At 49.9% G+C, this 13006-nt stretch carries 11 protein-coding genes; all 11 read left to right on the top strand.

Translation table 11 applies throughout. The features are described 5' to 3' along the window. Positions 1-502: 502 nt before the first annotated feature. The 11 genes from DRJ53_RS09010 (at position 503) to DRJ53_RS08960 (ending at position 12960) form a co-directional block, all read left to right on the top strand. Positions 503-1150: a Crp/Fnr family transcriptional regulator gene (locus DRJ53_RS09010; protein ID WP_114235278.1), complete on the top strand. Its 648-nt coding sequence runs from the start codon at positions 503-505 to the stop codon at positions 1148-1150. A gap of 54 nt (positions 1151-1204) precedes the next feature. Continuing rightward, on the top strand, positions 1205-2011 hold the full coding sequence (locus DRJ53_RS09005; RefSeq protein ID WP_114235277.1) for a sulfite exporter TauE/SafE family protein: 807 nt from the start codon (positions 1205-1207) through the stop codon (positions 2009-2011). Positions 2012-2085: 74 nt separating this feature from the next. Next, positions 2086-3504 (top strand): MBL fold metallo-hydrolase, encoded by a 1419-nt coding sequence (locus DRJ53_RS09000; RefSeq protein WP_114235276.1) that lies wholly within the window; start codon positions 2086-2088, stop codon positions 3502-3504. A gap of 112 nt (positions 3505-3616) precedes the next feature. Beyond that, entirely contained in the window at positions 3617-3856 is a 240-nt protein-coding gene (locus tag DRJ53_RS08995; protein ID WP_114235275.1) for a hypothetical protein, read from the top strand. Between the two features lie 82 nt (positions 3857-3938). Next, positions 3939-4499 carry a YeeE/YedE family protein gene (locus DRJ53_RS08990; protein ID WP_114235274.1) on the top strand — a complete coding sequence of 187 codons (561 nt, stop codon included), beginning with the start codon at positions 3939-3941 and terminating at the stop codon, positions 4497-4499. A gap of 13 nt (positions 4500-4512) precedes the next feature. Beyond that, positions 4513-5049 carry a DUF6691 family protein gene (locus DRJ53_RS08985; RefSeq protein WP_175580743.1) on the top strand — a complete coding sequence of 179 codons (537 nt, stop codon included), beginning with the start codon at positions 4513-4515 and terminating at the stop codon, positions 5047-5049. Positions 5050-5304: 255 nt separating this feature from the next. Continuing rightward, positions 5305-7071: an FAD-dependent oxidoreductase gene (locus DRJ53_RS08980; protein ID WP_206609743.1), complete on the top strand. Its 1767-nt coding sequence runs from the start codon at positions 5305-5307 to the stop codon at positions 7069-7071. A gap of 482 nt (positions 7072-7553) precedes the next feature. Continuing rightward, positions 7554-8909: an MBL fold metallo-hydrolase gene (locus DRJ53_RS08975; protein ID WP_114235272.1), complete on the top strand. Its 1356-nt coding sequence runs from the start codon at positions 7554-7556 to the stop codon at positions 8907-8909. A 176-nt stretch (positions 8910-9085) separates the two neighbouring features. Continuing rightward, on the top strand, positions 9086-9727 hold the full coding sequence (locus DRJ53_RS08970) for a 2Fe-2S iron-sulfur cluster-binding protein (RefSeq protein WP_114235300.1): 642 nt from the start codon (positions 9086-9088) through the stop codon (positions 9725-9727). After that, on the top strand, positions 9724-10707 hold the full coding sequence (locus tag DRJ53_RS08965; protein WP_114235271.1) for an FAD binding domain-containing protein: 984 nt from the start codon (positions 9724-9726) through the stop codon (positions 10705-10707). Before DRJ53_RS08970 ends, DRJ53_RS08965 begins: the two co-directional genes overlap by 4 nt. Before the next feature lie 9 nt (positions 10708-10716). Then, complete coding sequence (locus DRJ53_RS08960; protein WP_114235270.1) at positions 10717-12960, top strand: xanthine dehydrogenase family protein molybdopterin-binding subunit; 2244 nt, start codon at positions 10717-10719, stop codon at positions 12958-12960. Positions 12961-13006: the final 46 nt, after the last annotated feature.

The following is a 13006-nucleotide window of genomic DNA, read 5'->3' as shown; positions in this document are numbered from 1 at the left end:
GTGGAGGGCTTTTGAGGTCTTGTTTCCATGATCATTGTTTTTGAGGTGAGTGAATGGAAACCCTCTCTTAATTTACTACTATTCTAGTCCACTTTTCGCTGAAGATTTACAAAACCCGCTCTGGTAGCGGGTTTCATCGTTTTAAGGGAGCAATTCAATCTTCTCACTTTTAAAAAATGGGAGAATTTCAATCGAGCATACACTTCGGAGCAGTGCGCCTCTAAATCTAATTGAAGAACGAGATTGTTTCATTGAATCTGTATTTAGCGCTGGATGCACTGTCCAATACTCCATTTCAACTACTTTAATCCACCGTCAGTTTCTTCACATTAATAATCCGCTCATTCCTCAATTATATTCTCCAGCTGGATTCATTGTGTTTCACCGATCTGCGAGCCAATAGCGGCAAGTAGACAAATGGTGTAAGTGGCGAAATGCTGGTCTTATTTAGTGACACACTCCATTAAATTGCTGATCCAACACATCAGCTACCTTTGCAACTATGACCGAAAAGGACCTTTCCCTTTATTTCCCCACGCTGGAACCAGAACTGATCAGCGAAATATTTTCCGTGGCCGAAGTGAAAACATTGGCCGAAGGCGAATTGCTGATGCGTACCGGGCAAAACATCCGCGCCACGATGCTGGTGATCGATGGTTTGATCAAAATTTACCGCGAAGACGACCAGGGCAACGAGGTGTTTATGTACTACCTCGATGGTGGCCAGGCCTGCGCCATTTCATTGGTGTGTGCATTGGGACAGGAAACCAGCGGGTTGATGGCCAAAGCCGATAAGCCCTCAACGGTGTTGAGCATTCCGGTGCAGTACACCAACGAGTGGATGGGCAAATACAAAAGCTGGGCGCAGTTTGCGGTCAACTCATACCGCCAGCGGTTTGATGAATTGCTCCAAACCATTGATCACATTGCGTTCCGCAACATGGACGAACGCTTGGTGTTTTACCTAAAGCGGCACCAGGAAAAACTGGGCACCAACTTCATCGCTATTCCGTTTACCGAAATGGCGCAAGAGCTCAACTCTTCCCGTGAGGTGATTTCCCGACTCATGAAAAAGCTTTCCGAAAAGGGCATTGTAAAGCTGCACGGCTCTAAAGTGGAAATCATTAACCTCGATGTAGCACTGTCGTGACTTATATCACGAATTGCTACAGTGCAATAAGCCAGCTTTGCCTTTAAAAGCAGCATGGAAGGGATTGGATACATCGCGTCGTTATTGATTGGTATTTCGCTGGGGCTTATTGGTGGCGGTGGCTCCATTTTAACCGTTCCGGTTATGGTGTACCTGTTTGGCTTGCATCCCCTGCTGGCCACATCATACTCGCTTTTTATTGTGGGTACCACAAGTTTGGTGGGCGCATTTACACAGTATCGCAAAGGTTTGGTAAACCTTAAAGCGGCCTTGTTTTTTGGCGCGGCATCAGTGCTTACCGTTTTTCTTACCCGCCGGTTTTTGGTACCCGCCATACCGCATGATATACTCACCATTGGCAATTATACACTCAGTTCTTCGGTGCTCACCATGGTGCTGTTTGCGCTGCTGATGCTGGTGGCATCCATCGGTATGATCCGCGAAAAAAATAACGCAGCCGAAGCGCCGGAATGCCCCGAGTGCATTCGTTTGTCGAAGCTGTTGGGCTATGGTGTAGCTATCGGCCTCATCACCGGGCTGTTGGGTGCCGGTGGCGGATTTTTACTCATTCCCGCACTGGTATTTTTGCTCCGCTTGCCCATGAAAAAAGCAGTGGGCACATCGCTGCTCATCATTGCACTCAATTCGCTGATTGGCTTTGCAGGAGACCTTGGCCAGTTTTCCATCGACTGGTGGTTCCTGCTTAAGATTGCGCTGATTGCCATTGCGGGTATTTTTATCGGCGGTGCATTGAGTGTAAAGATACCGGGCGGTAAACTCAAAAAGGGCTTTGGTTGGTTTGTGCTGGTAATGGGGATTTATATCATTCTTAAAGAAACAATATTAACATTGCCGCAATAAGCGGCGTGACTCGGGTCACGAAATAAAGGGCTGCAGAGCCGCAATTTTACAGCATCAAATAAAAAAATACCGACATGAAAATAGAACAGATTTATACCGGATGTTTGGCTCAAGGCGCTTATTATATCGAAAGCGAAGGCGAAGCTGTAGTGATCGATCCGCTGCGTGAAGTGGAGCCTTACCTGCAGAAAGCAAGCCGCAACGGCGCTGCCATCAAGTACGTTTTTGAAACGCATTTTCATGCCGACTTTGTGTCGGGCCACGTGGACCTTTCCAAACAATCGGGAGCTCCCATTGTGTACGGTCCAAATGCCACGCCTTCGTTCGATGCCATCATTGCAACAGACGGGCAGGAGTTTAAAGTAGGTAGCCTCACGTTTAAAGTGCTGCATACGCCTGGTCACACCATGGAAAGCACCTGCTACCTGTTGAAAGATGAATCGGGGAAAGATGTAGCGCTGTTTAGCGGCGATACGCTGTTTATTGGTGATGTTGGCCGCCCCGACCTGGCACAAAAAGCAGCCAGCATGACGCAGGAAGAACTGGCCGGAACCTTATTCGATTCGCTGCGCAGCAAGATCATGCCGCTGGCCGACGATGTGGTGGTGTATCCTGCGCATGGTGCGGGTTCGGCTTGTGGTAAAAACATGAGCAAGGAAACTTCTGATACATTGGGCAATCAAAAGAAAACAAACTATGCCCTGCGTGCTGACATGACCCGCGATGAATTTATTAAAGAAGTAACCGACGGGCTCACCACACCGCCCGCATATTTTCCATTAAACGTAATGCTCAATAAGAAAGGCTACGAAAGCATTTCGGCAGTGTTGCAACGTGGCAAACAAGCGCTTTCGCCTGATGCATTTGAAACTGCCGCTAATGAAACCGGCGCCATCGTGCTCGATACAAGAGCGCCGCAAACCTTTGCCCAAGGCTTTATTCCCAATTCCATCAACATTGGTATTGATGGTTCATTTGCGCCTTGGGTGGGTGCCCTCATTCCAGATATCAAACAGCAAATTTTGCTCGTTACCGATGAAGGCCGTGAAGAAGAAGTGATTACCCGCCTGGCCCGTGTTGGCTATGATTATACCATTGGTTACCTCGCCGGCGGTTTTGCTGCATGGCAAAATAGCGGTAAGGAAATTGATCGCATTGAATCGATCACGGCTGAAGAATTTAGCAAGCAATTGAATAACGATATAACGGTGCTGGATGTGCGCAAACAAGGTGAGTTTATCAGTGAGCATGTGGACGGTGCAGTAAATATGCCGCTGGATAATATCAACGATCATCTAGCATCGCTTGACAAAGACGGCACCTACTACGTGCACTGCGCAGGTGGTTATCGCTCCATGATCTTTAATTCGATTTTAAAGGCCCGCGGCTTCGACAACCTGATCGACATCAACGGCGGTTTTAAAGCCATCAAAGAAAGTGGTGCAGTGCCCGTTACCGATTATGTATGTCCATCTACTTTAGCAAAAAAATAAGCGCAAATGAGGCCTGCCTTTGCAACGTGTTGTATGCGTATGCATGGCGCTTTGCAAGGCGGCCTTGTATTACAGTAACATATTTTTCAACAAGCAAAATAGCGTAGTGCATATGGAAAAAGTTTGGAATTGGATGCTGCTGAATAAGACCTATGGAATCGGTTTAGCTGTCGGTGCACTGGGTGGATTTTTATACTGGAAATATGTTGACTGCCTTACCGGCACTTGCAGCATCACATCCAGCCCCCTAAACAGTACGCTTTATTTTGCCCTGCTTGGTGCATTGCTGGTTGGCTCGTTTAAAAAAGGCAGCAAAGAGGCCGCACCAGGCCAAGAAAACAACAACAGGTAAAAGCGGTTGACAGGCCGTGATATAAGTCACGGTAAATGAAACGCCGCAATATCATTTTTGCTACCGCAAAACAAACAACACAATGGAGCTTTTACAACAACCCTGGCCCTGGTATGTAGCGGGTGCCCTCATCGGGCTAACCGTGCCGGCACTGCTGATTTTGGGCAATAAACATTTTGGTATTTCGGCAAACCTGCGGCATGCCTGTGCCGCCTGCTTCCCGGCCAAAATTCCTTTCTTTCAATACAATTGGAAAAAGGAAGCATGGAACCTGTTTTTTGTGGGTGGCATCCTCATCGGCGGCTTGCTGGCCACACAGTTTCTTTCCGATCCAAACCCTGTGCAGGTGGCACCGGCACTGTTGTCGGAACTTAAAGAATACGGCATCGAAGACCATTCGAAGGTGTTGCCCAAAGAGCTGTTCAGCATCGATGCATTGTTCACGCTGCGTGGCCTGATCATGCTGGTGGGTGGCGGTTTCCTGGTGGGTTTTGGTGCCCGGTATGCAGGCGGTTGCACCAGTGGTCATTCGATCATAGGCATTTCTAATTTGCAGGTGCCTTCTATGATTGCAACGGCCGCATTTATGGCGGGCGGCTTTCTGATGGCCAACCTGATTTTACCCTTTATTTTAAAATTGTAAAACCTAAGAAACAATGCCCGGCGTTTTTAATAAAATTTCTGTAGAAACCAACACTGCGCCCACCTTTGTGGACACCGATTACGAGGCAAGAGCGCAGGATACCATGTGTATCAACGAATCGCATTTGCAGCACAAATGGTACCACAACCTGAAGTATGCAGCAGTAGGCATCCTGTTTGGAATAGCGTTCACCAAAGCAGAAGTTATTTCCTGGTTTCGCATACAGGAAATGTTCCGCCTGCAAAGCTTCCACATGTACGGCGTTATTGGTACCGCCATCGTTGTGGGCATGCTCTCGGTTTGGCTGATCAAAAAGTTTAAGGTAAAGACCATCTATGGCGAGGCCATCGAGTTTCATCCGAAAAAATTCAACAAGGGACAGATCTATGGTGGTTTGATCTTTGGTTTGGGCTGGGCCATGACCGGCGCTTGCCCGGGACCACTATTCGCACAGATCGGTGCCGGATTCCTCGTCATTGCAGTAGTGCTATTGAGTGCTGTTGCCGGTACTTGGGTGTATGGCTACTTCCGCGAAAGACTGCCGCATTAATGCATGGCAGTTTTAGGTAAATAAATTCGGCTGACATAAATCAATTGTCTTAACCAATGCCGCAACAAGCAGTGACGCAAACACTGGATGTTGCGGCATTTTTTTATGTAAATAAAAGGCTTAAATAAATCATTATCTTCTTGTATAGTGCAGTACTGCTGCATGTTTCAATGTATGTAGTACTTGAAACTGATTCATTACCTACAAGCTTTTATGCGATGCTGATGCAACAGCAAAACATGAGATTGATCAGGTGTGATCCAAGTCACGCAAGGAGGAGTGGTGGCGGCGTCTTTTTGTAACACAAAATCACTCATTCAACTGATCATGCAATACATCATCATTGGCGCGGTGGCCGGCGGGGCTAGCACCGCAGCACGGCTTCGGCGCATGGACGAACATGCTTCTGTTATTCTTTTTGAAAAAGGCGATTATGTTTCTTACGCAAACTGCGGTTTGCCGTATTACATCGGCGATGTAATCACCGACCGCAACAAATTGTTTGTGCAGACAGCAACGGCGTTTAAGAACAGGTTTGCCATCGATGTGCGGGTTCGCACCGAGGTTACTTCCATCGACCCGGTGGCGCAAACCGTAACCGCTACCAACTTGTTTACCGGTGAAGTATACACCGAGCGGTACGATAAACTGGTGCTTTCGCCCGGCGCCGAACCCATCCGACCTCCACTGCCCGGTATCAATTTGAAAGGCATTTTTACGCTGCGCAATGTGGCCGATACCGATGTCATAAAATCATATGTGCAACATTTCCCGAAAGGCAAAGCAGTAGTGATTGGTGCCGGTTTTATTGGCCTTGAAATGGCCGAGAACCTGGCCCACCTGGGCATGGAAGTTACCGTTGTGGAAATGAGCAACCAGGTAATGGCGCCGCTTGATTACCCGATGGCGGCATTGGTGCAACAACATCTGCGCAGCAAAGGCATCCGGCTGATTTTGAATACCGCAGTAACCGGCTTTTACGAGGAGCCGCTTGATCGGTTGTCGCTTTCACTCAATATTGGTGATGCACTCGAAGCCGACGTGGTCATTTTGTCCATCGGCGTTCGGCCTGATGTGCTGCTGGCAAAAGCGGCCGGCCTGCAACTGGGTGCTGCCGGTGGTATTTGGGTAAACAAGCATTTGCAAACATCCAATCCCCATATCTATGCGGTGGGCGATGCAATTGAATTTGACAATCCCATCACCGGCAAGTCGATGTCGAGTTTCCTGGCCGGTCCGGCCAACAAGCAGGGGCGCATTTGTGCCAATAATATTGTGTTGGGCAATGCGCAGGTTTATGAAGGTGCCATCAATACTGCCATTGTAAAAATCTTTGACCTCACCGCAGGCGTTGCCGGTATGGCGGTTAAGCATTTAAAAGCAGCCGGCATCGAACACCTGGTTTCTACAACCTATAATGGTTCGCATGCAGGCTATTATCCCGGCGCCAATATGATGACCATTCAATTGGCGTTTGCACCCGGCACCGGTCGCTTATTAGGCGCCCAGGTTGTGGGCGGCGATGGTGTGGACAAACGACTCGACCTGTTGGCTTCAGTAATTAAAAAAGGTGGGACGATTTACGACCTTACTGAAATTGAACATGCTTATGCGCCGCCGTTTTCGTCGGCCAAAGACCCGGTCAATATTGCAGGCTATGCCGCGGAAAATATTTTGTTGCACCGCGTTCAGCCCTGGTATTGGGATAGCCCGGAAGCAGAATCGGGAAACAGCTTTTTGCTGGATGTAAGAACACCAACTGAATTTGCATCGGGCAGCATCGGCCATGCAGTAAATGTTCCCCTCGACGAGTTGCGCAGCCGGCTTACCGAACTGCCCAAAGATGCACCGATCTATCTTTTTTGCCAGATTGGGCTGCGTGGTTACATGGCTGCCCGTATATTGTTGCAAAGCGGCTTTGAAAGGGTGTATAACCTTTCGGGTGGCTACCGCTTGTGGCTGGCATCCACCATCGAAAAAGAGCAGTTGTTGGCGCATAATAATTTGCAATTCGCCGATTAATGCGGCATCATCAAATACAATTCAATTTGGATAAAAGCTAACGCTTCATTTTTTAAAATAACACTGGCCACTGCTGATGTAGTGGCCAGTGTTATTTTAAAAAGTCGTCATTGATTATGTCCATTAAATGTTTGTAAGGTTCCTTGAAGTTATTTCTGAATTATCCAATGCTCACGGTGTTTTTGGTGCTGCTTTTTACGAAAGGTTGCGCAATTATGCCAATAACTTCAGCGTGACTTGCATCACGAATGGCTGCTATTCGCCGCAGTAAATTTGTGGAAACAAACGGGTTAAAGCCGGTCAAGGTTTTCCGAAGAATGCGTGCTTTTATTCATGAACATGCGCTTTTGCACCTCGCCTTGCTTCCTTGCATCATTTGGCGCAGTTTTCGGAAGGTTAAAAGTTGATCATGATGGAACACACGGCATTTCAGGATCAGGCTTTCGCACCGGTTATTGTTCAACACAGAAAAGAAATCAAACATGAAGATTCAGCAATTTGAAGACAAGCATCTGGCACTTTATAGCTACGCGGTATTGAGCGAATGCGAACAGAAAATAGTGCTGATCGACCCGGCACGTGACGTGCAACAATACCACGATTTTGCAAAGGACCACAACGCCACCATCATTGGTGTTATTGAAACGCATCCGCATGCCGATTTTGTAAGCAGCCATTTGGAACTACACCAAACACTGAACGCAACCATTTATACCAGCAAATTGGTTGATGCTGCTTACCCGCATCAAACCTTTGATGAAGGCCAGTCGATACAATTGGGCAAAATAAAACTCACGGCCATCAACACCCCGGGCCATTCGCCGGATGGCATCAGCATATTGCTGGAGCACGACGGCAAACAGAAAGCGGTATTCACCGGCGATACCTTATTCATTGGCGATTGCGGCCGCCCCGACCTCCGCGAAGGTGCCGGTAAACTGCAGGCAAAACGTGAAGCGTTAGCAAAACAGATGTATCATTCGCTGCGCCAAAAACTGGCAGTGCTCAACGAAGATGTACTGGTATATCCAGCCCATGGCGCCGGCACATTGTGTGGCAAAAATTTAAGCAAGGAAAGCAGCAGTACCATTGGTAAAGAAAAACAAACCAACTGGAGCCTGCAGGAAGCCACCGAAGAAGAATTTGTTCAAAACCTGTTGGCCGACCAGCCTTTTGTTCCGGCGTATTTCCCGTTCGATGTAGAGCTGAATCGTAATGGCGCTGCGCCGTTGCATCAAAACATTGGAGCCGTTACCATCGAGCAACAACAAGCAGCACTGGACCCCGATGCATGGGTGGTGGACGTACGGGATGCAGCCACCTATAAAAAGGGCCACCTGCCCCACAGTATCAACCTGATGGAAGACGGCAAACTGGAAACATGGCTGGGCAGCATTATCAAGCCCGGCGAACGTTTTTACCTCGCTGGTGAAAACAGCGAACAGGTGCAGCGGGTGTTGCAGCGTGCTGCTTCCATTGGATACGAAACAGCTGTAATCAAAGGCTTGGTGATAACCGGTGGAGCGGAGCAAGACGAAGCCATCGATCTGCCCGCATTTAAACAGGCCACCGAAGAATACACCATTGTGGATGTACGCAACACTTTGGAAGTAAAGGAAGGGAAAATATTCAGCAACAGCATTTCCATTCCACTGGCCGAACTGCGCCAGCGGGTAGCTGAAATTCCAACAGGCAAACCCATTGTGGTGCATTGTGCCGGCGGGTACCGCAGCGCTGCAGGCAGTTCATTGATCCAGTCCACTTTGGGCCAGCAAGTGGAGGTGCTTGATTTAGGCGAAGCAGTAAAATCATTTCAAAAGGCACAGCCTGCACATTAGGACCATTTAGATTTCAAATAGAACAACCTTAAGAGCAAAGGGAAGGCGTAAATAAAAGCCTTCCCTTTTTCTATCTCTTGCAGCGATGGTTTAACTTAGAGATGGTGGCCGGCCATTTGCAATACTCAATGGCCTCCGGCGCAAGCCAACCCTTACCTAACCAAACCAAGTTGTTTATGCCCCATAAAAAACCTGCACCCAACCCTAACGAGGAGGGTGGCCCGGCACAGGGCCGTAGGGATTTTTTAAAACAATCGTCGTTGCTTGCAGCCATTGCCGCCATGCCGCCCCTGCTGGTAAAAGCCGCCGATGCCCAACTCGACGAAAAGGCCGCCGCATATTTTGAAAAGCTTCCCTTGTCGGTGGAAGTAAATGGCGTCACCCACCGCTTATCTATTGAGCCACGCACCACTTTACTCGACCTCCTGCGCGAACAGCTGGCCCTCACCGGTACCAAAAAAGGTTGCGACCATGGGCAGTGCGGTGCCTGCACCGTGCATGTTGATGGCCAGCGGGTGCTTTCCTGCCTGTCGCTTGCAGTGATGCAGGAAGGCAAAAAAGTCACTACCATCGAAGGGTTGGCCAATGGCGAAAACCTGCATCCCATGCAGGAAGCTTTTATCAAACACGACGGCTTTCAGTGCGGCTATTGCACACCGGGACAAATCATGTCGGGCATTGCCTGCATCCGCGAGGGGCATGCAGGTTCCGACGATGAAATACGGGAGTATATGAGCGGCAATATTTGCCGTTGCGGCGCTTATCCCAATATTGTGAAGGCCATTGCCGATGTAAAAAAAGGAGGGCAGCGCATATGATCAACTTCGAATACATACGTGTAGCTACGGCAAAAGCAGCCGTGGATGCGCTGGTAAAAGATGGCGTGGCGCAGTGGATTGCCGGCGGCACCAACCTGGTTGACCTGATGAAGAAAGGCGTAACGGCGCCACAAAAATTAATTGACATCAACAACCTGGCGCTAAAGGAAATAAAAAAGGAAGGCAGCAAGTTACGCATTGGTGCACTGGCCCTCAACAGCGCCGTGGCAGATAGTGAGTTGGTGCAAAAAGAACAGCCGTTGCTGGCACAGGCGCTGCAGGCCGGCGCCTCGCAGCAGATCCGCAACATGGCCACCGTAGGCGGCAACATGATGCAACGAACCCGCTGCCCATATTTTTACAACACCGATATGCCCTGCAACAAACGGCAACCCGGCCAGGGCTGCGGTGCGCTGAAAGGCTACAACCGCATGCATGCCATATTTGGTGCATCGGATAAATGCATTGCCGTGCACCCCAGCGATATGTGCGTTGCACTGGCGGCACTCGATGCAACGGTGCAGGTTACGGGTCCAAAGGGTAGTCGTTCTATTCCATTTTTATCTTTTCATCGCCTGCCCGGCGAACTGCCGCAAAAGGACAATACGCTGGAGCGTGGCGAACTCATTACCGGCATTGAAATACCCCAAAATGCATTTGCCAAAAGCACCCATTACCTCAAGGTCCGCGACCGCAGCTCCTATGCATTTGCATTGGTATCGGTGGCAGCTGCAGTGGATATGCAGCGTAACGCCATCCGCGATGTACGCCTGGCCATGGGCGGCGTGGCACATAAGCCCTGGCGCCTTACTGCAGCCGAAAATTTCCTGAAAGGAAAAGAAGCCACCGAGGCAAACTTTGGACAGGCTGCGCAACTGGCCATACAGGGCGCCAAAGGATACGGGCACAACAACTTTAAATTAAAGCTGGCTCCCAACGCTATTGTGGAGGCATTGAAAACCGCCGTCGGTAAATCTTAAAAACATTGTATGGACCAACACCATTTCTTTGATGCTCCGGAACGCGATCCCATTGACCGGGTAGATGGCAGGGCCAAAGTAACCGGCGGCGCCACGTATTCGGCTGAGTATAAAATTCAAAACACGGCCTATGGTTTTTTGGTAGGCAGCACGGTTGCCAAAGGCCGCATCAAAGCCATTGATACAAAAAGTGCCGAGCGGGCACCGGGTGTATTAGCAGTAATTACCCACCTCAATGCACCAAAGATACCGGGCTATCAAACGGGCAAAGACCCGTCGAAGCCACAAACCGGCGGACAGCCGCTGCGCGTTTTTTACAACGACGAAATTTTTTACTACGATCAGCCGATTGCGCTGGTCATTGCCGATACTTATGAGCGGGTTTTGCATGCAGCCAAACTGGTAAAAGCGCAGTTTGAAAAAGCGGCGCACCAAACCGACATGGAGGCGAATTTGGCCAAAGCAAAAATACCCACAGGCCCCCGCTTTGAAGATTACAAACGCGGCGAACTGGATGCATATAAAAATGCGCCGGTAAAACTGGAACAACAATATAATCACCCCGTTGAAGTACACAACCCAATGGAGTTGGGCAGCATCATTGCCCGGTGGGAGGGCGCCGATAAAGTAACGGTGTATACCAAAACGCAGGGTGTGGGTTCCACGCAAAATTCCATCCGCGATGCATTTGGCCTCAAGGCCGAAAATGTAACCGTACATGCAGAGCATATTGGTGGTGCATTCGGCATGGCGCTGCGCACCTGGCCGTATGAAATTGCAGCCATTATGGGTGCCCAAAAAATAGGCAGGCCGCTGAAGCTGATGCTGCACCGCGAACAGATGTTTACCAACGTGGGCTATCGCCCCGAAACGGTTCAGAAAATTGGCCTCGGCGCAACCGCCGATGGCAAGCTTACAGCCATTACCCACGAAGCCACAGCCAACACATCGCCGTACGAAGAGTTTACCGAGGCTACGGTCAATATTTCGCGGTTTTTATATGCCTGTTCCAACGTAACCACGCGGTACCGGCTGGTGCCGCTCAATGTGTGTACGCCCATCTGGATGCGTGGCCCCGGCGAGGCCACGGGTTGTTTTGCGTTGGAGTCGGCTATGGACGAACTGGCATTTGCGCTGAACCTTGATCCCATTGAATTTCGCATCCGCAACCATGCCGATACCGACCCCGAACGCAACCTGCCCTGGTCGAGTAAATTTTTGAAAGAATGCTACGAACTGGGCTCTGACCGCATTGGCTGGAAGGACCGCAAACTGCAGCCCCGTGCACGCCAGGAGGGCGACTGGCTGGTAGGCTACGGCATGGGCACGGGTTCGTTTGGTGCATTCAGGGGCAGCGCAACAGTAAAGGCCATTTTGCAACGGGATAATAAGTTGGTGCTGCAGTGTTCGGTAAACGATATGGGCCCCGGCACCGCCACCATGATGACCACCATTGCATCGGAGCAAATGGGCATGCCGCCCAAACAAATTGCGGTGCAAATGGGCAGCACCGGCCTGCCGCCGGGCCCCACACAGGGCGGCTCAATGGTTACATCTACGGTGGGTGCAGCAGTGCACGATGTATGTGCCGCACTAAAGGAACAACTGGCCGCACTGGCCAGCAAAGAGGGCTCGCCATTTCATACCGCCAACGTGCACGAGGTAAAAGTAGACGACCTCGTTTTTTCGGAAACCGGTTTGTCGCTCAAGCGGGATGGTTCAGTAAAAATCTCCTATGCCGACCTGTTGCAGCGCAACAGCCTGCCGGCGCTGGAACTGACCAAGGAATCGAGGGGGCAAAACCAGCCTTATTCCAGTTACTCTTACTCGGTGCATTTTGTAAAGCTGCGGGTGCATCCGCCCACCGGCCGCATCAAGATCGACCATATTGTTTCCTGCGCCGATGCAGGTACGATTGTTAGTCCCAAAACCGCCGAAAGCCAGATGATTGGTGGCGCGGTGGGCGGTGTAGGCATGGCCCTGATGGAAGCGGTGGTAATGGACCACCGGTTTGGCCGGCCTATCAACAACAACCTGGCTGATTACCATGTGCCGGTAAATGCCGATATACCAAAAGTGGACGTGCTGTTTGTAAACAAAAAAGACCCGTACACCAACCCGATGGGCTCCAAAGGTTTGGGCGAAATTGCCATCATTGGCGTGGCACCTGCGGTGGCCAATGCCGTGTTCAATGCCACGGGGAAACGCATCCGTTCGCTGCCCATTACCCCCGATAAAGTGATGGAAGCCTAGATTTACAAAGTATATTGCATTGTTATTTGATGCTAATGTGCATAAA

Origin of the sequence: Paracnuella aquatica (assembly GCF_003332885.2) — a bacterium.
Classification (GTDB): domain Bacteria; phylum Bacteroidota; class Bacteroidia; order Chitinophagales; family Chitinophagaceae; genus Flavisolibacter; species Flavisolibacter aquaticus.
This window is presented reverse-complemented; position numbering and strand designations above follow the sequence as displayed.

Bases quoted from the DNA above. Each gene is read 5' to 3' on its own strand.
- DRJ53_RS09010 (WP_114235278.1), top strand. From the start codon at position 503: ATGACCGAAAAGGACCTTTCCCTTTATTTCCCCACGCTGGAACCAGAA.
- DRJ53_RS09005 (WP_114235277.1), top strand. From the start codon at position 1,205: ATGGAAGGGATTGGATACATCGCGTCGTTATTGATTGGTATTTCGCTG.
- DRJ53_RS09000 (WP_114235276.1), top strand. From the start codon at position 2,086: ATGAAAATAGAACAGATTTATACCGGATGTTTGGCTCAAGGCGCTTAT.
- DRJ53_RS08995 (WP_114235275.1), top strand. From the start codon at position 3,617: ATGGAAAAAGTTTGGAATTGGATGCTGCTGAATAAGACCTATGGAATC.
- DRJ53_RS08990 (WP_114235274.1), top strand. From the start codon at position 3,939: ATGGAGCTTTTACAACAACCCTGGCCCTGGTATGTAGCGGGTGCCCTC.
- DRJ53_RS08985 (WP_175580743.1), top strand. From the start codon at position 4,513: ATGCCCGGCGTTTTTAATAAAATTTCTGTAGAAACCAACACTGCGCCC.
- DRJ53_RS08975 (WP_114235272.1), top strand. From the start codon at position 7,554: ATGAAGATTCAGCAATTTGAAGACAAGCATCTGGCACTTTATAGCTAC.
- DRJ53_RS08970 (WP_114235300.1), top strand. From the start codon at position 9,086: ATGCCCCATAAAAAACCTGCACCCAACCCTAACGAGGAGGGTGGCCCG.
- DRJ53_RS08965 (WP_114235271.1), top strand. From the start codon at position 9,724: ATGATCAACTTCGAATACATACGTGTAGCTACGGCAAAAGCAGCCGTG.
- DRJ53_RS08960 (WP_114235270.1), top strand. From the start codon at position 10,717: ATGGACCAACACCATTTCTTTGATGCTCCGGAACGCGATCCCATTGAC.